Below are 20,328 nucleotides of genomic sequence, written 5' to 3'. Positions count from 1 at the left end.
ATTATGCCTGCTTTGTTCGACGGCATGAAAAGCCTGCCCGTCGGAACAGTCCGTTTGAGGACTTTTTTTGAGGACGGCAGATGTCACCCTGGCTGACAGTAGTGGGAATCGGTGAAGACGGCTTCAAGGGCCTGGGTAAAAACGCCCGGCACGCGTTACTGCGCGCTTCGCGGATCATTGGTGGTCAGCGGCAACTGGATTTGCTGTCGGTGTGCATCCGTGGCGAGCGACAGTTGTGGCCCAGCCCTTTCTCCCTTGAGCCGGTTTTAGCGCTGCGCGGCGAACCGGTCTGCGTGCTGGCCAGCGGCGACCCGATGTTCTTTGGTGTCGGCGCCAGCCTTGCCCGACAAGTGCCCATTGACGAAATGCAGGTACTCCCGGCGCCCTCATCTTGCTCGCTGGCGGCGGCGCGAATGGGCTGGCCGTTGCAGGAAGTGGTCACGCTTTCAGTGGTTGCGCGCCCCATCGCCGCACTCAATGCGCAGTTGTTCAGTGGTGTTCGCTTGCTGGTGTTGAGCAACGACGGCAAGAGCCCGGCTGCTATTGCTGCGCTGCTGCGTGAACGCGGCTTCGCGGCGAGTCGCCTGACCGTGCTCGAGCATCTGGGCGGTGCAACCGAACGGCGTATCGACGGCGTCGCCAACGACTGGACCGATCCCGTGATCGCTGATCTGAACCTGATCGCCATCGAGTGCATCGCTGACCCCAACACCAAACGCCTCTCCCGACTGGCCGGCTTGCCGGACTCAGTCTTCAAACACGATGGCCAACTGACCAAACGCGACGTGCGCGCCATCACGCTCGCGCGTCTTGCCCCGATCCCCGGCGAACTGCTGTGGGACGTCGGCGCCGGCAGCGGCTCAATCGGCATCGAATGGATGCGCGCGCACCCAAGTTGCCGGGCGCTGGCCATCGAGGCTGACGAAGGGCGACAGGGGTTGATCGAGCACAACCGCGAGGCCCTCGGCGTCCCCGGCCTGCAATTGATTCGCGGCAGTGCGCCGCAGGCCCTGGATGGACTCGAACGCCCGGACGCGATTTTCATCGGCGGCGGCGTTACCCGCGAAGGCGTGTTCGACACGTGCTGGGCACAACTCAAACCCGGCGGCCGACTGATCGCCAACGCCGTCACGCTACAAAGTGAAATGACGTTGATGGCTTGGCGCGCGCAGCACGGCGGTGAGCTGACGCGGGTCCATATCGCGCAAGCCCAACCGCTGGGTGACTTCGATACCTGGCGTCAGGCGTTGCCGATTACCTTGCTGGACGTGACGAAGCCTTTCGATGCGTGACGAAACCGCCGAACAACCCGCACCGTTGCGCAGCGGCCTGACCACCGGCAGCTGCGCCACCGCAACCAGCCTGGCGGCGGCTCGACTGTTGCTGAGCGGAATAAGCTCCGACGCCGTGGACATCGTCCTGCCCAAAAACAAACACGTGCAGATGCGTCTGGAGTTCTGTCGGTTGATGGATGACGGCGCCGAGGCCGGGACGATCAAGGACGCGGGCGACGACCCCGACGTGACCCATGGCGCGTTGCTCTATTCCCACGTGCGCCTGAATGCCCGACCGGGTATTCGCTTCAATGCCGGTCGCGGTGTCGGCACAGTGACCCGGCCGGGGCTGGTGCTGGGTGTCGGCGAGCCGGCAATCAACCCGGTGCCGCGCAAGATGATCACCGACCACTTGACCCTGCTGGCCGACGAGCTCGGCTACAGCGGCGGCTTTGAGGTGACCGTCAACGTCGAGGACGGTGAAGCGCTGGCGCTGAAAACCATGAACCCGCGACTGGGGATTCTTGGCGGGCTTTCAATCCTCGGTACCAGCGGCATCGTCCGGCCGTTTTCCTGCGCGGCCTACATCGCCTCGATCCATCAGGGCATCGACGTCGCCAAGACCAACGGCTACCTGCACATCGCCGCGTGCACCGGCAATGCCAGCGAAGACACCATGCGCCGGGTCTACGACTTGCCGGAAATCGCCCTGATCGAAATGGGCGACTTCGTCGGCGCCGTGCTCAAACACCTGCGCAAAGTGCCTGTGGATAAACTCAGCCTCTGCGGTGGTTTCGGCAAGATCAGCAAACTGGCGGCCGGGCACATGGATTTGCACAGCCGACATTCGAGCATCGACCTGCCGCAACTGGCCGAGTGGGCGGCGGCGATGGGGGCCGATGAGGCGTTGCAGCAAGGGATTCGTGAGGCCAATACCAGCCAGCAAGCGCTGGCGATGGCCAGCGCTGCAGGCATCGCCCTCGGTAATGCGGTGTGTCAGCACGCGTTGGACTTTGCTCGCAGCGTGGTGCCGGCGCAGGTTCAGGTCGAAGTATTCGCCATCGATCGCCAGGGCGGGATTGTCGGCCATGCGGGCGCTTTTCAATGAAGCGCGTGTTGTTGCTCGGTGGCGTGACGGAAGCCTTGTCCATCGCCCGGACCCTAGGGTCAGAACACATCTATAGCCTGGCCGGTGTCGGGCGTGTGCCGACAGATCTGACCTGCCAGGTTCGCGTGGGCGGTTACGGCGGTGCCGAAGGGTTGGCGCAGTTCATTCGCGATGAAGGGATCGACCTGCTGCTGGACGCCACCCACCCCTACGCCGCACAAATCAGCCAGAACGCTGCCACTGCCGCGCAGTTGAGCGGCATTGCATGTTGGGCGCTGAGGCGTCCGGCCTGGCAACCACAGGCCGGCGATGATTGGCGAGATGTCAGCGACTGGGCCGAGTTGATCCAAGCGCTGAAACCGTTCCGGCGTCCGTTGTTCACCCTCGGCCGCGAACCCTTGCAACATCTGCATGAAATACCGCCAGAGCAATTCTGGACCTTGCGCGCCCTGGACGTTTACCCCGGCAACGAACGCTGCGAAATCATCGGCGCGCGCGGGCCGTTTCTGATCGAGGACGAACGTGCGCTGTTTGAACGTCGGCAGATTGATGTGCTGATCAGCAAGAACAGCGGCAGCACCGCGACCGAGCCGAAGCTGGAAGTGGCACGGGAGCGTGGGGTGCCGGTGATTGTTTTGCAGCGGCCAGTGTTGCCGGGGGTTGATCGGGAGTTTGGGTCGGTGAGTGACGTGTTGGCAGCCCTGACAGCAGAACGAGTACAAAACAGCTGACTAGTCGAGCCGCGAATCCAGAGTGATCCACAATTTGCTCAGGCACTGCGAATCGAAGTCGCTACACTCTTTCAAAATGGCGAACCAGAAATGGCTCACAGGATGTTGCACCTACTAACTCAGGCGCTGCGACACCACACCGCACGCCGTTTTTTTACTTATCGGCCCTGATCAGGCTAAATAGCCGCGCCTGATCGCCCACCCAACCGGATTTTTCCCATGTCCCGACAACGGCTCGCATTTGCCTGGATTGCCTGCTTCGCAGTGCTGTTCAACATGCTCGCCATGCCGATGACGGGAGCGATGGCGCAGACGGCGAAATCGCCTGCCGAGCAGTTGTTGTGGGGCAGTTTCTGTTCGTCCAGCGGCACCAGGATGGTGGCGATTTCCCTGGGCAATATCGAACAGCAAATCCCGCAGAGTGACGATCACTCCAACATGCAGCATTGCTGGTGCTGTTCAGGTTCCGCGCCGTTGGTGGCATTGCCCGGGCATGTGCCGCAACTGTACTTCGCGCGTTTCGAGGCCAATCGAAGCCTGCCTCCCGCCTCTCTCGATACACCGACACCGCGCCAGCAATGGCCAAGCCTCAACCCCCGTGCTTCCCCTCTGGTGTGATTCCTTCTCGCAATTGACCTGCGTTTTGAATCGTTCTGGAGAACTGCCATGTTGAACAAACTCATCGTCCTGGCTGTATTGCTGCTGCCTGCCTGTTTTGCCAATGCCCATGCATACAAAGCCGGGGAGCTGGAAATCGCTCATCCGTGGTCGCAAGAATTGCCGCCCAATGCGCCAACGGTCGCGGCGTATTTCGTGATTCACAACAACGGCAAAACGGCTGACCGGCTGCTCAGTGTCGACTCGCCGATTGCAGGCGAAGCCCAGTTGCACGAGCACGTCATGCAAAACGATCTGATGAAAATGCAGCAGGTGCCGAGCGTCGACATTCCTGCCGGTGGCAACGTCACCTTTGCGCCGATGGCCTATCACGTGATGCTGGTAAACCTGAAAGACCGCAGCCTGCTGAGCGACGGCAAACGCTTCCCGCTGACGATGCACTTCGAGAAGTCCGGCGACGTGACGGTCGACGTCTCGGTGCAGAAGAAGCCGTCGGACGGCATGCAGACGCACGCCCACGCCCAGTAAGCGACTGAGCAAAACGCCCATGCGCCCGCTTAGCGCCAGGTCATCCGCACACCGTCGTCAGCCGTTAAGCCTGACGCGCGGTAGCTGGATCAGCCTGTTCGCCATGTTGATGATCTTTATCGGCCCGCTGATTTCTCAGTCGATGCCGATGGATCAACGCGCCTCCATGTCGATGTCGATGAGCATGGACATGTCGGCGATGGAGCACGCCGACCACCGCGCGCAAACCACCGCTGAACACTGCCCGCCACAAGCCTCACATCACGCGCTCTGGGAAAAATGCGGCTATTGCAGCCTGCTATTCAATTGCCCGGCCCTGACCGGCGGCCAGTCCTTCGTCGCATTCGACACGCCAAAAGCCACCACTTTCACCCCCCCTTCCCCTCGCCTGGGCCACACCCGGCAAACCTTCTTCCCCGGCGCCCGCACGCGCGCCCCGCCCATCGACGCGTAAACCCTCACATCCGATCTCACACGGTTTAGAAGACAGCCGCAGGCTGCCGGCCGTGTCGTTTACGACTGCTCGATGGAAATTGTCATGTCCAGGTTTTCTGCTGAAACACGTTTGAGCGCTGCCCAAGCTTCTTTTGCCCCGAACGAATCCTGTATTCGTTTCAGACACGCCACCGCCTTCCTTTGCGGTGCACTGCTGACACCCATGGTGCTGGCCGATGAACACGCCGGTCACAACGAAGAACTGAGCCCGACGGTGATCACCGCCATTGCGCCGAGTTCGCCACTGACCATCGTCACCAATCCCAAGGACCCGCGCCAACCGGTGCCGGCCAGCGACGGTGGCGACTACCTGAAAACCATCCCCGGCTTCGCTCTGGTGCGCAATGGCGGTACCAACGGTGACCCGGTGCTGCGCGGCATGTTTGGCTCGCGGCTGAACATCCTCACCAACGGCGGCCAGTTGCTCGGCGCCTGCCCCGGCCGAATGGACGCACCGACCTCATACATCTCGCCAGAAACCTACGACAAACTGACCGTGATCAAAGGCCCGCAAACCGTGCTCTGGGGACCGGGCGCATCAGCCGGGACCATCCTCTTCGACCGGGAACCGGAACGCTTCGGCGAACTCGGCACGCGGGTGAACGCCAGCGTGCTGGCGGGCTCCAACGGCCGTTTCGACAAAGTGGTGGACGCTGCGGCGGGCGGGCCATTGGGTTACGTGCGAGTGATCGGCAACACCGCGCATGCTGACGACTACCGGGACGGCAATAACGACACCGTGCCGTCGCGCTACGACAAGTGGAATGGCGACGTCGCAGTGGGCTGGACCCCGGACGCCGACACCCTGCTGGAACTCACCGCCGGCAAGGGCGATGGCGAAGCGCGTTACGCCGGGCGCGGCATGGACGGCTCGCAGTTCAAGCGCGAAAGCCTGGGCCTGCGTGTCGAGAAGTCGAACATCGGCGACGTGCTGGATAAGGTTGAGGCGCAGATCTACTACAACTACGCCGACCACGTGATGGACAACTACACCCTGCGCACGCCCTCCGGCACCGGAATGATGGCCGGTCCCATGGCCTCCAACGTCGACCGTCGAACCCTCGGCGCACGGATCAAAGCCACCTGGCACTGGGCCGATGTGCAGTTGATCAGCGGCATCGATGCGCAGACCAGCGAACATCGCCAGCGCAACGCCATGGGCATCGACGTCTACAAGCAATTGCCGCGCAACAAGGACGCCGACTTCCACAACTACGGCGTGTTCAGCGAACTGACCTGGTACGCCGCCGACCGTGACCGGCTGATTACCGGCGCGCGACTGGACCGCGCTTCGGCCAAGGATTTCCGGCAGACCACTGGCTCCGGGATGATGACACGCCCAAACCCGACCGCCGACGACACCCGCGCCGACACCCTGCCGAGCGGCTTCGTGCGTTACGAGCATGACCTGGCTGACAGTCCGACCACGCTGTACGCCGGTCTCGGCCACACCCAGCGTTTCCCGGATTACTGGGAGCTGTTTTCGCCCAAGTCCGGCCCCGCCGGCTCGGTGAATGCCTTTGATTCGATCAAGCCTGAAAAAACCACCCAGCTCGACTTCGGCCTGCAATACAAGACCGAAGACCTCGACGCCTGGGCCTCGGGTTACGTCGGGCAGGTGCGCGACTACATCCTGTTCAACTACACGCCCGGGATGATGGGCATGACCTCGCAAGCACAGAACATCGACGCGCGAATCATGGGCGGCGAATTGGGTGCGGCCTACAAGCTGACCTCCAACTGGAAGGCCGATGCGACCCTGGCCTACGCCTGGGGCAAGAACAGCAGCGACGGCAACGCACTGCCGCAAATGCCGCCGCTGGACGCACGTTTCGGCCTGACCTACAGCGAAGACAACTGGAGCGCCGGGGCCTTGTGGAGGGTCGTCGCGGCGCAAAACCGCATCGACCAGAACAAGGGTAACGTCGTCGGCAAGGACTTCGACAAGAACTCGGGTTTTGGCGTGTTCTCGCTCAATGGCGCGTACCGGATCAACAAAAACTGGAAGGTCAGCAGCGGCGTCGACAACCTGTTCGGCAAAGCCTACGCCGAGCACTTGAACCTGGCCGGCAACGCCGGTTTCGGCTACCCGACCAATGACCCGCAAGCCATTAAGGAACCAGGGCGCACGCTCTGGACCAAGGTGGACATGAGTTTTTAAGAGCATCGCGAGCTTGCTCGCGAATGACTGCGCGCAGTCACCAGACAACGACAAAAGATCCAAGCCAAGCGGAGCACAACCGATGAAACAGCCCAAAGTGAATTTCTACAACCTGGCCTGGCGCTGGCATTTCTATGCCGGGCTGTTCGTCGCGCCTTTCATGGTGATGCTGGCCCTGACCGGCATCATTTACCTGTTCAAACCGCAACTCGATCCGTTGATGTACGCCAGCTTGCTGAACGTCCCGGCCGGGCATCACAACGTCCCGGCCGACGACCTGCTCAAGCGGGTGAAAGAGGCTTACCCACACGCCACGATCAAGCAGTATTTTCCACCGGTCAACGCCGAACGCAGCGCGCAATTTGTCGTGATCAATGGCGGTAACGAGCTCAACGTCTTCGTCGATCCTTACCATGGCGTCATCCTCGGCGAGCAAGACGCCAAAAAGAATCTGCAAGCCGTTGCGCGCGCAATTCATGGCGAATTGATGATCGGCACCGTTGGTGATCGACTGATCGAACTGGCCGCCGGTTGGGGCGTGGTGTTAGTGGTCTCCGGCGTTTTTCTGTGGTGGCCGCGTGGCCAGGCGGCCGGCATCCTGTGGCCACGTTTGAGCAGTCGCGGTCGAGTGCTGTGGCGTGACCTGCACGCGGTGAGCGGATTCTGGGGCGCGTCGTTGCTGCTGGTGATGCTGCTCAGCGGCATGACCTGGACCGGGTTCTGGGGCAAGCAATACGCGCAAGTGTGGAATGTCTTTCCGGCAGCGATGTGGGATGAGGTACCCAAGTCCGATGTCGAGGCCCGCAGCCTCAACACCGCCACCCGCCAGACCGTGCCTTGGGCGATGGAAAACACACCAATGCCAATGTCCGGCGATCACGCCGAACACATGGCCCAAGGTAGCGCGCACACCGGCCCTGCCGCACCGACCATCAGCCTGCAAGACGTGCAAAACATCGCTGCGCAACGCGAGGTCGAACCGGGCTACAGCATCACCTTCCCGGCGACCGCCACCGGCGTGTTCACCATCGCGGTGTTCGCCGACGACCCGCGCAACGACGCGACCTTGCATGTCGATCAGTACACCGGCGACGTCCTCGCCGACGTACGCTTTGCGCAATACGGCCCCGTCGCCCGTGCAACGGAAATCGGCGTGATGCTGCACGAAGGCAAAATGTTCGGCCCGCTCAATCAGATCATCATCCTGCTGATCTGCCTGATGATTCTGCTCAGCGCCGTCAGCGGTGTGGTGATCTGGTGGAAGCGCCGTCCACAAGGAAAATTCGGTGTTCCGCCGCTGCGCCACGACCTGCCGAAATGGAAAACCGGGGTGATGATCATGCTGACGCTGGCAGTGATCTTTCCGCTGGTGGGGGCTTCGTTGATCGTAGTGTGGCTATTGGATCAAGTGCTGTTATCGAGGATCAACGAGCGAGTAGAACCTACCGCCTCACTGTGATCAGACTGCGCGGTTCGCGCGGAAAAACGCGAGCCGCACAACCTGAAAACGACAATACCGAAGTTGCTTTACTTGTCCGAATACAGGTTGCCATTAATATTCTGAAGCCCTTTCACTTGCTCGGCACTGCCCTTGTAACTCGTGCTGGCGAGGACGCCTGAACCACTTTGGCATTTGACGGTAATCCAGCAACGCTGGGTATCGTCAAGCCTAACCATGTGAGTCGGCACACTGTTGATTCTCTGTGGCTCCTCGCAAGTCGCAACGGCACTGCTGGCATTCCAGGCAGCAGCGCAACTGCCCCAATCTTCGGCCTTCAAAGACTGGGCACACAGCATAAAACCCAACGAAACAAGTGAAACACTCACCTTTAAACTGTCCATCGCAATGTCCTCGTCGCAACGTTAATTCGCCTGCACGCTAAAACTACGAGGACCGGGAGGGCAGGTCTACTGTCATAACTGACAGGTTTTATCTGTTTTTCGAGATTGTTTAAATCTAAAAAATACTCCTACAAAAACAATCGGCGATATGCAACGTTCCAGGTTGGCGCTCGATAAAACAGCACAATCGGTAACCTGAATCTGACTCACCTTCATCATGAATCAGGCAAGATGCGCGTATTAGCGGGTTCTGTAGACTTCGCACGCTTATCTCCCGGCCATTTTTTAGTATTACTGCATAAAGCAAAGAGCAGGCTCGCTCCCACATTGAAATGCGATCAACTGTGGGAGCGGGCTTGCTCGCGAAGGCGTCATCAGCCGCACCAAAAATCTCAGAGTTAACGCATGACCTCGCTGAACCTCACCAACCTCGCCTGGGCGCCTTTGGGCCACGGCCATTGCCATCACCAGTTCCAACTGCGTGATGCGACCTTGCACGTGCGCCCCGGTGAGTTCGTCGGTCTGATCGGCCCCAACGGCAGCGGCAAAACCAGCTTGCTGCGCTGTGCCTGGCGTTTCAGCCAACCCGAAAGCGGCGAGGTCAAACTCGACCACCACAATGTCTGGAAGCAATCTTCACGCTGGTGCGCGCAACGCATCGCCGTGGTCCTGCAGGAGTTCCCTGATGCCTTCGGTCTGAGCGTCGATGAAGTCGTCGCCATGGGCCGCACACCGCACAAACGCCTGTTCGACGGCGACACCCTCGAAGACAGACATCTCGTGGCCCAGGCCCTGGAGTCAGTCGGCCTCAAAGGTTTCGAGGATCATGCCTTCGCCACCCTCTCCGGCGGTGAAAAACAGCGCGTGATCCTCGCCCGCGCCCTGGCTCAGCAACCGCAAATGCTGATCCTCGACGAGCCGACCAATCACCTCGATCCGCGCTATCAGCTCGAACTGCTGCACCTGGTCAAATGCCTGAAGATCGGCACCCTGGCGAGCATCCATGACCTGAACCTGGCAGCTGCTTTCTGCGACCGGTTATACGTAATCAACCACGGCCGCATCGTCGCCAGCGGCACAGCCAAAGAAGTCCTGACCGCCGCGCTGCTGCGCGATGTGTTCGGCGTCGAAGCGCTGATCGATGAACATCCCTTGCACGGCTACCCACGAATCACCTGGATAACCCAACCATGACTTTGCGTTCCCTGCTTTGCACCGCGCTGTTGCTGGGCAATGCCCAAGCATTTGCCGAGGCCACTCACTACCCGTTGACCGTGCAGAGCTGCAACCGCGAAGTGACCTTCACGCAAGCGCCCAAACACGCGGTCAGCCACGACATCAACATGACCCAGATGATGCTCGCCCTCGGCCTGAAACCCAGCATGGCCGGGTATAGCGGTGTGACCGGCTGGAAATCGGTCACGCCCCAGATGCAGACCATCCTCGATGGCTTGCCGGAGCTGGCGGCCAAGTACCCGTCGGTGGAAACCCTACTCAACGCCAACGTCGATTTTTTCTTCGCCGGCTGGGATTACGGCATGCGTGTGGGCGGTGATCTCACGCCGCAAACGTTGCAACCATTGGGCATCAATGTCTACGAGCTGACCGAGTCCTGCGCGTTCGTGATGAAGCGTCCGCCGGCCAGTCTGGAAGACACCTACAACGACCTGCGCAACCTCGGCAAAATCTTTGACGTGCAGGATCGCGCCAACGCCCTGATCGGCCAGATGCAGGTGCACGTCGCCGAAGTGCGCAAGGCTCTGCCGGCAGACAAACCTCGCGTGTTCCTCTATGACAGCGGTGAAGACCGCGCCATGACCTCCGGCCGTCTCGGTATGCCGCAAGCGCTGATCGACGCCGCTGGCGGGCGCAATATTCTGGATGACGTTGAAGCGAGCTGGACCCGGGTCAACTGGGAGAACGTGGTCGAACGCAATCCGCAGGTGATCGTGATCGTCGATTACGGCGAAGTCAGCGCCGAACAGAAAGAACAATTTCTGCTCAACAACAAGGCGCTGCAATCGGTGGACGCGATCAAGAACCAGCGCTTCATCGTGATTCCGTACGTGCAGGCCACGCCTGGGATCGACAACGTGCTGGCGGTTGAAACCCTGGCCAAAGGTTTCCACGGCGGATGATCAATCGTCGCTACGCCGTGTTGCTGATGGCGCTCGGCGCGCTGTTGCTGGTGTCGTGCGTGGTGTCGCTGGGCTTCGGCCCGGCGCGGGTGCCGGTAGATGTGGTGTGGCGGATTCTGTTGCACAAGATTTTCGGTTTGGGCGTGCAGGAATGGGCCACCGGGCAGGAACACATCGTCTGGCTGATTCGCGTGCCGCGCATGCTATTGGGTGCCTTGGTGGGCGCCGGGCTCGCGCTGATCGGTGCGGTACTGCAAGCGGTGACGCGCAATCCGCTTGCCGACCCGCATTTGCTTGGGGTCACCTCCGGCGCGACGCTCGGTGCCGTGATCGTGGTGCTGCATGTCGGTGAAATCGCCGGTCTGCTGACCTTGCCGATCGCGGCGTTTATCGGCGCGCTGCTGAGCATGCTGATGGTGCTGATGATCGCCAACCGCAACGGGCGGCTGGACAGTGATCGGCTGCTGCTGTGCGGCGTGGCCGTGTCCTTCGTGATGATGGCGATCGCCAATCTGCTGCTGTTTCTCGGCGATCACCGTGCCAGTTCGGCGGTGATGTTCTGGATGCTTGGTGGGCTCGGACTGGCACGTTGGGAGTTGTTGGCGGTGCCGGCCGCCAGCGTGTTGCTCGGTCTGGTGTTACTGCTGGGCATGGCTCGGCCACTAAATGCGTTGATGACAGGTGAACAGACCGCGGTGACCCTTGGGCTCAATGCTCGCACCGTGCGCTTGCGGGTGTTTTTGATCGCTTCGCTGATGACCGGGGTGCTGGTGTCGATCAGCGGCTCCATCGGTTTCGTCGGGCTGATGGTGCCGCACATTGCGCGGCGGTTGGTGGGCGCGGAGCATCGGCGATTGCTACCGGTGTGCGTGTTGTTGGGCAGCCTCTTTCTCGTCTGGGTCGACGTCGCCGCCCGCACCCTGATCGCCCCCGAAGACTTGCCCATCGGTGTCGCCACCGCCGCAATCGGTGGCTTGTTTTTCATTGGCCTCATGCGCCGCCGCTAATCCACTGTGGGAGCGCGCTTGCTCCCACAGTGGATCTGTAGTGCTCACGACATCTGCGCCCCAATGTGGCGCACCTCTTTGCACCAACGCGCCAGGCGCGATCCTTCATGGTGCGCGGCCTAAACCGCGCAACCGCTCTAATACGACATTTCCGTGCCTTTTGCCGACCCGGCACAGCCCTTGCTAAAGACCCTTCAGTAGTCCGCATCTGCCAACCAAGAAAATTCATCAGTTCATGGAGATCGCACAATGAAGCGTCGCAGCTTGATCAAGGCTTTCACACTTTCGGCAAGCATTGCCGCAATGGGCATGACCTGGAGCCTCCAGGCCGCCGAGACCATCAAAGTCGGTATTCTGCATTCGTTGTCCGGCACCATGGCGATCTCCGAAACGTCGCTCAAAGACATGGCGCTGATGACCATCGACGAGATCAACGCCAAGGGCGGCGTGAACGGCAAAATGCTGGAGCCTGTGGTCGTCGACCCGGCGTCGAACTGGCCGCTGTTCGCCGAAAAGGGTCGTCAACTGCTGACTCAGGACAAGGTGGCGGTGGTGTTCGGTTGCTGGACATCAGTGTCGCGTAAATCGGTGTTGCCGGTGTTCGAGGAGCTCAACGGCCTGCTGTTCTACCCGGTGCAGTACGAAGGTGAGGAGATGTCGCCGAACGTGTTCTACACCGGCGCCGCGCCAAACCAGCAAGCAATTCCGGCGGTGGAATACCTGATGAGCGAAGAAGGCGGCAGCGCCAAGCGCTACTTCCTTTTGGGCACCGACTACGTCTACCCGCGCACCACCAACAAAATCCTGCGCTCGTTCCTGCACGCCAAAGGTGTGGCGGACAAGGACATCGAGGAGGTCTACACCCCATTCGGTCATAGCGATTACCAAACCATCGTGGCCAACATCAAAAAGTTCTCGGCCGGCGGCAAGACCGCGGTCATCTCCACCGTCAACGGCGACTCCAACGTGCCGTTCTACAAAGAGCTGGCCAACCAGGGTTTGAAAGCCACTGACGTTCCGGTCGTGGCGTTCTCGGTGGGCGAAGAAGAACTGCGCGGTATCGACACCAAACCGCTAGTGGGCCACCTCGCGGCATGGAACTACTTCGAATCGGTCGAGAATCCGGCGAACAAGAAATTCGTCGCCGACTGGAAAGCCTACGCCAAGAAACACAACTTGCCGGGCGCCGACAAAGCAGTGACCAACGACCCGATGGAAGCCACGTACGTGGGCATCCACCTGTGGGCGCAAGCGGTTGAAAAAGCCAAGTCCACTGACGTCGACAACGTCCGCGAAGCCCTCGCCGGCCAGACCTTTGCGGCGCCGTCGGGTTACACGCTGACCATGGACAAGACCAACCACCACCTGCACAAGCCGGTGATGATCGGTGAGATCCAGGCGGACGGTCAGTTCAACGTGGTGTGGCAGACCGAAGGGCCGATCCGCGCCGAGCCGTGGAGCCCGTTTATCTCGGGTAACGACAAGAAGCCGGATTATGCGGTGAAGAGCAACTAAGCAACCCCGCACAACCTGATCGTTCCAACACGGAGCGTGGGAACGATCAATACGCAAGGCCAACGACATGCCCACTGCCCTTTACCGCATCGTCCTCGCCATCGCGCTCTTGCTGCCGATGGCCACCCACGCCGGTGACGCCGAAGACTTCGTCGCGGCCAATGCCATGCAGCAAGCCAGACTTCTGGAAGCCTGGGCCGCGCAGCCCGATCCGGACCGTATCGAGCTGATCAATGCCCTGCAGCAAGGCGAATTGACCGTCGACGGTCAACCAAAAACCCTGCGCCTGAACAACCGCCTGCGGGGTCTGATCGACACCGCATCGGCCAGCCACCAATTGCTCGCCACCGACGCCAACAGCCGCCTGGCCGCTGCGCAGCAATTGCAGAAAAGCGCCAAACCGGCGCAGTTGAAATTTCTCGACCAGCAACTGGCGGGCGAAAAAGATGAACGTGTCCATGCCGCTTTGAGCCTGGCGCTGGCCAATCTGCAACTGGTGGACACCGACCCGACCGTACGCCTCGCCGCTGTTCGCCTGCTCGGTGAAACCGGCGACCCACTGGCTCGCACCCGCCTCGAAAGCCTGCTGCAACCTGGTGTCGAAGCCGATGCTCGCATACGCACCGCTGCCGAAACCAGCCTCGTTCAGGTCAAACGCAAACTGCTGATCGGCGAGATCCTCGGTCAAGCCTTCAGTGGCATGTCGCTGGGCTCAATCCTGTTACTTGCCGCCCTCGGCCTGGCGATCACCTTCGGCCTGCTCGGTGTGATCAACATGGCTCACGGAGAAATGCTGATGCTCGGCGCGTACTCGACGTACGTGGTGCAGCTGATGTTCCAGCGCTTCGCCCCGCAAGCCATCGAGTTCTACCCGCTGATCGCCTTGCCCGTGGCGTTTTTCGTCACCGCCGTCATCGGCATGGCGTTGGAGCGCACGGTGATTCGTCACCTCTATGGCCGCCCCTTGGAAACGTTGCTCGCCACGTGGGGCATCAGCCTGATGCTGATTCAGCTTGTTCGGCTGGTGTTCGGCGCGCAGAACGTTGAAGTGGCGAACCCGGCGTGGTTGTCGGGCGGGATTCAAGTGCTGCCCAACCTGGTGCTGCCATACAACCGCATCGTGATCATCGCGTTTGCACTGTTTGTTGTGGTGCTCACCTGGCTGCTGCTGAACAGGACGCGCCTGGGCCTGAACGTCCGCGCCGTCACCCAGAACCGCAACATGGCGGCCTGCTGCGGCGTACCCACCGGGCGCGTGGACATGCTCGCCTTCGGCCTCGGGTCGGGCATTGCCGGGCTCGGCGGTGTAGCGCTCAGCCAGATCGGCAACGTCGGTCCTGACCTCGGCCAGAGCTACATCATCGACTCGTTTCTGGTGGTGGTACTCGGTGGCGTCGGCCAATTGGCCGGTAGTGTGCTGGCCGCGTTCGGTCTCGGCATCGTCAACAAAATTCTCGAACCTCAGATGGGTGCGGTGCTCGGCAAGATCCTGATCCTCGCGCTGATCATTCTGTTCATCCAGAAGCGTCCGCAAGGCCTCTTTGCACTGAAAGGACGGGTGATCGACTGATGAATCAGCCTCTGATACTCACGGCCACGCAAAAGGCCGGCCCCAAAGTCACGATCGCGGTCGGCGCGGTGATTCTCGTTTTGCTGCTGGCGTTGCCGTTGCTGTCGTTGTTGTCGCCGGACAGCGCGTTTCACGTCTCGGCTTACACCTTGACGCTGGTGGGCAAGATTCTTTGCTATGCGATTGTCGCGCTGGCCCTCGATCTGGTCTGGGGGTACGCCGGTCTGTTGTCCCTCGGCCACGGCCTGTTCTTCGCCCTCGGCGGTTATGCAATGGGCATGTACCTGATGCGCCAGGCCTCGGGCGATGGCTTGCCAGCGTTCATGACCTTTCTGTCGTGGACCGAATTACCGTGGTACTGGACCGGCACCAGCAGCTTCCTCTGGTCGATGTGTCTGGTGGTATTGGCGCCGGGGTTGCTGGCGCTGGTGTTCGGCTTCTTCGCCTTCCGCTCGCGGATCAAGGGCGTGTATTTCTCGATCATGACCCAGGCGCTGACCTTCGCCGGGATGCTGCTGTTCTTCCGCAACGAAACCGGGTTCGGCGGTAACAACGGTTTCACCAACTTCCGCACGATTCTCGGGTTTGGCATTACTGAACCGGGGACTCGCGCGGTGTTGTTTTTTGCCACGGTGGTGTTGCTGGTGGCGAGCCTGTTTATCGGTTGGCGGCTGGCGCAAAGCAAGTTTGGCCGGGTGTTGACCGCCCTGCGAGATGCGGAAAACCGCCTGATGTTCTGCGGTTACGACCCACGCGGTTTCAAGCTGTTTGTCTGGGTGCTGAGCGCGGTGTTGTGCGGCCTGGCCGGCGCGCTGTACGTGCCGCAAGTCGGGATTATCAACCCGAGCGAAATGTCACCGACCAACTCCATCGAAGCCGCCGTCTGGGTGGCGCTGGGTGGTCGCGGCACGCTTATCGGCCCGCTGCTCGGTGCCGGCGTGGTCAATGGCATGAAGAGCTGGTTCACCGTGGCTTTCCCGGAATATTGGCTGTTCTTCCTCGGCGCGCTGTTCATCGTCGTGACCTTGTACCTGCCCAAAGGCGTGATCGGTCTGCTGAAAAAAAGGGGTGAACAATGAGAACCACTGCGACGGCCGAATTCATGCTCGAAGCGGCGTTTTTTCCGCCCCTGGAACCGAACAAAGACGCCGGCAGTAGCCGCGACGCCATCGGCCTCGGCCAGCGCGTCGGCCCCGGCCTGAACACGCGCCATGGCACGATCCTGACCCTGGAAGACATCAGCGTCAGCTTCGATGGTTTCAAGGCGCTGAACGATCTGAACCTGTACATCGGCGTCGGCGAACTGCGCTGCATCATCGGCCCCAACGGCGCGGGCAAGACCACGCTGATGGACGTGATCACCGGCAAGACTCGCCCCAGTCACGGCAAGGCCTGGTTCGGTGAAACCCTCGACCTGACACAGATGAGCGAAGTGCAAATCGCCCAGGCCGGCATCGGTCGCAAGTTCCAGAAGCCGACGGTGTTCGAAGCCTTGAGCGTTTTTGAAAATCTGGAGCTGGCGCAGAAAACCGACAAATCGGTATGGGCCAGCCTGCGGGCTCGCCTGAGTGGCGAACAGAAGGATCGCATCAGCGAGGTGCTGGACACCATTCGCCTGGTCAGCTCGGTCAATCGCCCGGCGGGCTTGTTGTCCCACGGTCAGAAGCAGTTTCTGGAAATCGGCATGTTACTGATGCAGGACCCGCAACTCTTGTTGCTCGACGAGCCGGTGGCGGGCATGACAGACGCCGAAACCGAATTCACCGCCGAACTGTTCAAGAGCCTCGCGGGCAAGCATTCGCTGATGGTGGTGGAACACGACATGGGCTTCGTCGGCTCCATCGCCGACCACGTCACCGTGCTGCACCAGGGCAGCGTGTTGGCCGAAGGGTCGCTGGAGCAGGTGCAGGACAACGAGCGCGTGATCGAGGTTTATCTCGGAAGATGATGTTGCTCTGGTAGGAGAGTCTGAAAATGCTGCAAGTCGACAAGCTGCACCAGTATTACGGCGGTAGTCACATCCTGCGGGGCCTGACGTTTGAGGTGAAGGTCGGTGAAGTCACTTGCCTGCTCGGGCGCAACGGTGTGGGTAAGACCACCCTGCTCAAGTGCCTGATGGGCTTGCTGCCGGCCAAAGAAGGCGCAGTGAGCTGGGAAGGCAAAACGATCACCGCGCTCAAGCCACACCAACGGGTTCATGCCGGTATTGCTTACGTACCTCAGGGTCGGGAAATTTTCGGCCGGCTGACCGTGGAAGAAAACCTGTTGATGGGCCTTTCGCGATTTCCCGGCGCTGAAGCCAAAGAAGTCCCGGCGTTCATCTACGAGCTGTTTCCGGTGTTGCTGCAGATGAAGCAGCGCCGCGGCGGCGACTTGTCCGGTGGTCAGCAGCAGCAATTGGCGATCGGCCGAGCGTTGGCCAGCCGTCCACGGCTACTGATTCTCGACGAGCCCACCGAAGGCATCCAGCCATCGGTGATCAAGGAAATCGGCGCGGTAATCAAGAAGCTCGCAGCCCGTGGCGACATGGCCATTGTGCTGGTAGAGCAGTTCTACGATTTCGCCGCTGAACTGGCCGATCAGTACCTGGTGATGTCCCGGGGCGAAATCGTGCAACAGGGTCGCGGAGAAAATATGGAAGCCGAGGGTGTTCGCGGCTTGGTTACGATCTAAGGCTACGATCTAATCTGTAGCGTCCCAACGATAATTAGAAACCATGAATTTACCCGTTGCCACTGCCCTGTTTACCCCGAGCTGGCACGCCGAGCTGGAACTCGGCTACGCCCGGTTCGGCGACAGCACCCGCCCGGTTCAGCGCCGGCACAAAGGCCCGCTACGGGTGCAGAAGCACCTGTATGCCGAAGGGCCAAAGGTTTGCCAGCACATCATCGTGCACCCGCCGGGCGGGATTGCCGGGGGCGATCGGTTGGACATCTCGGCCAGTGTCGGCCGTGATGCCTGGGCGCAAATCACCAGCCCCGGCGCGGCCAAATGGTACCGCGCAGCGGGGCCCGCTTATCAGAAGCTCGACTTGAAAGTAGCCACCGGCGCAACACTGGAGTGGCTGCCGCAAGAGACAATCATTTTCAGTGCCGCCCAGGCTGAACTCAGCACGTGTATCGACCTTGAAGGCGATGCTCGGGTGTTCTACTGGGACGTGGTGGCGCTGGGCCGGCCGGCCAGTGGCGAGCGCTTCGACCTCGGGCATTTTCAAGCGCATCTGGAGATCCGCCGCGACGGTCAGTTGCTCTGGCATGAACGCCAGCGCATTGTCGGAGGTGATGGTTTGCTTGATTCGCCGATTGGCCTGGATGGGCAACCGGTGTTTGCGACGCTGTTGGTGACAGGGACGATCGACAGCGAACTGCTGGACATCTGTCGCTCGCTGCCTAATGACGTACGCGGGGATTTGACCCAGTTGCCAGGGCTGTTGGTGGCGCGATGCCTGGCCAGTGAAGCGCTGTTGGCGCGAGGCTGGTTAATTGATTTGTGGCGATTATTGCGCCCGGCACTATTAGGTCGTGAAGCCGTCCCACCGCGAATATGGGCCACCTGAACCAAGACATTAGATTTTCATTCTGCCCACAATGGATTCCAAACGATGGACCTGACCCCACGCGAAAAAGACAAGCTGTTGATCTTCACCGCCGGCCTCGTGGCCGAGCGGCGTTTGGCGCGCGGCGTGAAACTCAACTACCCGGAAGTCATGGCCTACATTTGCGCAGCGCTGCTCGAAGGCGCGCGTGACGGCCAGACCGTGGCCGAGTTGATGCACTTCGGCACCACCCTGCTCAGCCGCGAACAAGTGATGGAAGGCATCCCGGAGATGATTCCGGACATCCAGGTCGAAGCGACCTTTCCCGACGGCACCAAACTGGTCACCGTCCACCAACCGATCGCTTGAGGCCGCGCCATGACTTACCACATCCGCGATGCAGCGCATGCCGACTTGCCGGCGATCCGCGACATCTACAACGACGCGGTGCTCAACACCACGGCCATCTGGAATGAACAGGCCGTGGATTTGGGTAACCGCCAGGCCTGGTTCAGCGCCCGCCAATCCCAGGGCTACCCGATTCTGGTGATCGTCGACGGCGGCGACACGGTGCTGGGCTACGCTTCATTCGGTGACTGGCGGCCGTTCGACGGGTTCCGTCATACCGTCGAGCACTCGGTTTACGTGCGCAGCGACCAGCGTGGCAATGGTCTCGGCCCGCAATTGATAACCACATTGATCGAGCGCGCCAAAGGCTGCGACAAACATGTGATGGTCGCCGCCATCGAAAGCGGCAATTGCGCCTCCATTCGACTGCATGAACGCGCCGGTTTCGTGACGACCGGCCAGATGCCCCAGGTAGGCACCAAGTTCGGTCGCTGGCTGGACCTGACCTTTATGCAACTGATCCTCAATCCTGGCGCAGAACCACCGACTGTCAACAAGGAGTAATGTCCCATGAACGCCGCCCAACTGCGCCGCGTCAATGTTGAAAGCTTTGCGCACTATCGTCAGGGTTTGATTGATCTGCTGCTCGACGCCGTCGGCTATGGCGCCAGTGTCGGGTTCATGGCCAATCTGGACGCCGCCCAGGCCCAAGCCTATTTCGATGATGTCCAGGAGAACCTGAACAAGGGCAACGTGCTGCTGTGGGTGGTGGTCAAGGACGAGCAAGTGCAAGCCAGCGTGCAACTGACCCTGTGCCAGAAAGCCAATGGTCTGAATCGCGCCGAGGTGCAAAAACTGCTGGTGCGTGAACATGCCCGTCGACGGGGCCTGGGCCAACAGTTGATGAGCGCGCTGGAAACGGCCGCCCTCCAGCACAATCGCGGCATGCTCTATCTCGACACCGAGGCCGACTCCCCTGCCGAAGACTTCTATAAAGCCCAGGGCTACACCCGCGCCGGCGAAATCCCCGACTATGCCTGCGACCCGGGCGGTCACTACAAACCGACCGCCCTCTACTACAAGATTCTCCAAGGAGCCCATTGATGATTCCTGGTGAATACCAGATCCAGCCCGGCGACATCGAACTCAACGTAGGCCGCCGCACCCTCAGCCTGAAGGTGGCCAATAGCGGCGACCGCCCGATCCAGGTCGGCTCGCATTACCACTTCTTCGAAACCAACGACGCCCTGACGTTCGACCGCGCCGCCAGCCGCGGCATGCGCCTGAACATCCCCGCCGGCACCGCCGTGCGCTTCGAGCCGGGACAGAGCCGCGAGGTCGAGTTGGTAGACCTGGCCGGGCATCGCCGGGTATTCGGGTTTGCCGGCAGGATCATGGGTGATCTCTGACTAATTCAGTGTCTGCACTGCCCCTTCGCGAGCAGGCTCGCGAAAGTGA

The 20,328-nt window shown here is 60.8% G+C and carries 22 protein-coding genes; 21 read left to right on the top strand and 1 reads right to left on the bottom strand.

Going from position 1 to position 20,328, the window contains the following annotated elements:
- The first annotated feature begins 80 nt into the window (after positions 1-80).
- The 8 genes from cbiE (at position 81) to ACXPVS_RS10655 (ending at position 8,374) form a co-directional block, all read left to right on the top strand.
- Positions 81-1,292 carry a precorrin-6y C5,15-methyltransferase (decarboxylating) subunit CbiE gene (cbiE, locus tag ACXPVS_RS10690; RefSeq protein ID WP_458509901.1) on the top strand — a complete coding sequence of 404 codons (1,212 nt, stop codon included), beginning with the start codon at positions 81-83 and terminating at the stop codon, positions 1,290-1,292.
- Positions 1,285-2,382 (top strand): cobalt-precorrin-5B (C(1))-methyltransferase, encoded by a 1,098-nt coding sequence (locus ACXPVS_RS10685; protein ID WP_458509900.1) that lies wholly within the window; start codon positions 1,285-1,287, stop codon positions 2,380-2,382. The genes cbiE and ACXPVS_RS10685 overlap by 8 nt, the downstream gene beginning before the upstream one ends.
- On the top strand, positions 2,379-3,113 hold the full coding sequence (locus ACXPVS_RS10680; RefSeq protein WP_458509899.1) for a cobalt-precorrin-6A reductase: 735 nt from the start codon (positions 2,379-2,381) through the stop codon (positions 3,111-3,113). Before ACXPVS_RS10685 ends, ACXPVS_RS10680 begins: the two co-directional genes overlap by 4 nt.
- Before the next feature lie 219 nt (positions 3,114-3,332).
- Entirely contained in the window at positions 3,333-3,731 is a 399-nt protein-coding gene (locus ACXPVS_RS10675) for a DUF2946 domain-containing protein (protein ID WP_458509898.1), read from the top strand.
- Between the two features lie 48 nt (positions 3,732-3,779).
- Entirely contained in the window at positions 3,780-4,259 is a 480-nt protein-coding gene (locus tag ACXPVS_RS10670) for a copper chaperone PCu(A)C (protein ID WP_458509897.1), read from the top strand.
- A gap of 19 nt (positions 4,260-4,278) precedes the next feature.
- Positions 4,279-4,713, top strand: coding sequence for a DUF2946 domain-containing protein (locus ACXPVS_RS10665; RefSeq protein ID WP_458509896.1), 435 nt, complete (start codon positions 4,279-4,281; stop codon positions 4,711-4,713).
- Positions 4,714-4,797: 84 nt separating this feature from the next.
- Positions 4,798-6,915, top strand: coding sequence for a TonB-dependent copper receptor (locus tag ACXPVS_RS10660; protein ID WP_458509895.1), 2,118 nt, complete (start codon positions 4,798-4,800; stop codon positions 6,913-6,915).
- 82 nt (positions 6,916-6,997) lie between these two features.
- On the top strand, positions 6,998-8,374 hold the full coding sequence (locus ACXPVS_RS10655) for a PepSY-associated TM helix domain-containing protein (RefSeq protein WP_458509894.1): 1,377 nt from the start codon (positions 6,998-7,000) through the stop codon (positions 8,372-8,374).
- 68 nt (positions 8,375-8,442) lie between these two features.
- Here the strand turns inward: ACXPVS_RS10655 and ACXPVS_RS10650 are convergent, their stop codons facing one another.
- The gene (locus ACXPVS_RS10650) at positions 8,443-8,757 is read right to left on the bottom strand and encodes a hypothetical protein (protein WP_458509893.1); all 315 of its coding nucleotides are present in this window, start codon (positions 8,755-8,757) and stop codon (positions 8,443-8,445) included.
- A 405-nt stretch (positions 8,758-9,162) separates the two neighbouring features.
- On the opposite strand from ACXPVS_RS10650, the gene ACXPVS_RS10645 reads away from it, so the two are divergent.
- The 13 genes from ACXPVS_RS10645 (at position 9,163) to ACXPVS_RS10585 (ending at position 20,279) form a co-directional block, all read left to right on the top strand.
- Positions 9,163-9,951 (top strand): ABC transporter ATP-binding protein, encoded by a 789-nt coding sequence (locus ACXPVS_RS10645; protein WP_458509892.1) that lies wholly within the window; start codon positions 9,163-9,165, stop codon positions 9,949-9,951.
- Positions 9,948-10,895 carry an ABC transporter substrate-binding protein gene (locus ACXPVS_RS10640; protein ID WP_458509891.1) on the top strand — a complete coding sequence of 316 codons (948 nt, stop codon included), beginning with the start codon at positions 9,948-9,950 and terminating at the stop codon, positions 10,893-10,895. Before ACXPVS_RS10645 ends, ACXPVS_RS10640 begins: the two co-directional genes overlap by 4 nt.
- Entirely contained in the window at positions 10,892-11,902 is a 1,011-nt protein-coding gene (locus ACXPVS_RS10635; RefSeq protein ID WP_458509890.1) for a FecCD family ABC transporter permease, read from the top strand. The genes ACXPVS_RS10640 and ACXPVS_RS10635 overlap by 4 nt, the downstream gene beginning before the upstream one ends.
- 249 nt (positions 11,903-12,151) lie before the next feature.
- Positions 12,152-13,417, top strand: coding sequence for an urea ABC transporter substrate-binding protein (urtA, locus tag ACXPVS_RS10630; RefSeq protein ID WP_458509889.1), 1,266 nt, complete (start codon positions 12,152-12,154; stop codon positions 13,415-13,417).
- A 67-nt stretch (positions 13,418-13,484) separates the two neighbouring features.
- The gene (urtB, locus tag ACXPVS_RS10625; protein WP_458509888.1) at positions 13,485-14,987 is read left to right on the top strand and encodes an urea ABC transporter permease subunit UrtB; all 1,503 of its coding nucleotides are present in this window, start codon (positions 13,485-13,487) and stop codon (positions 14,985-14,987) included.
- Positions 14,987-16,066 (top strand): urea ABC transporter permease subunit UrtC, encoded by a 1,080-nt coding sequence (gene urtC, locus ACXPVS_RS10620; RefSeq protein WP_458509887.1) that lies wholly within the window; start codon positions 14,987-14,989, stop codon positions 16,064-16,066. Before urtB ends, urtC begins: the two co-directional genes overlap by 1 nt.
- Entirely contained in the window at positions 16,063-16,935 is an 873-nt protein-coding gene (urtD, locus tag ACXPVS_RS10615; RefSeq protein ID WP_458509886.1) for an urea ABC transporter ATP-binding protein UrtD, read from the top strand. The genes urtC and urtD overlap by 4 nt, the downstream gene beginning before the upstream one ends.
- A 26-nt stretch (positions 16,936-16,961) precedes the next feature.
- On the top strand, positions 16,962-17,660 hold the full coding sequence (gene urtE / locus ACXPVS_RS10610) for an urea ABC transporter ATP-binding subunit UrtE (protein ID WP_458509885.1): 699 nt from the start codon (positions 16,962-16,964) through the stop codon (positions 17,658-17,660).
- 43 nt (positions 17,661-17,703) lie between these two features.
- On the top strand, positions 17,704-18,543 hold the full coding sequence (locus tag ACXPVS_RS10605) for an urease accessory protein UreD (protein ID WP_458509884.1): 840 nt from the start codon (positions 17,704-17,706) through the stop codon (positions 18,541-18,543).
- 45 nt (positions 18,544-18,588) lie between these two features.
- The gene (ureA, locus tag ACXPVS_RS10600) at positions 18,589-18,891 is read left to right on the top strand and encodes an urease subunit gamma (protein ID WP_458509883.1); all 303 of its coding nucleotides are present in this window, start codon (positions 18,589-18,591) and stop codon (positions 18,889-18,891) included.
- Between the two features lie 9 nt (positions 18,892-18,900).
- Positions 18,901-19,434, top strand: coding sequence for an N-acetyltransferase family protein (locus ACXPVS_RS10595; RefSeq protein ID WP_458509882.1), 534 nt, complete (start codon positions 18,901-18,903; stop codon positions 19,432-19,434).
- Positions 19,435-19,440: 6 nt separating this feature from the next.
- Positions 19,441-19,974, top strand: coding sequence for a GNAT family N-acetyltransferase (locus ACXPVS_RS10590; protein WP_458509881.1), 534 nt, complete (start codon positions 19,441-19,443; stop codon positions 19,972-19,974).
- Positions 19,974-20,279 (top strand): urease subunit beta, encoded by a 306-nt coding sequence (locus ACXPVS_RS10585; RefSeq protein ID WP_030128285.1) that lies wholly within the window; start codon positions 19,974-19,976, stop codon positions 20,277-20,279. Before ACXPVS_RS10590 ends, ACXPVS_RS10585 begins: the two co-directional genes overlap by 1 nt.
- Positions 20,280-20,328: the final 49 nt, after the last annotated feature.

Source organism: Pseudomonas sp. Ma2-10, assembly GCF_054330215.1.
This window is presented reverse-complemented; position numbering and strand designations above follow the sequence as displayed.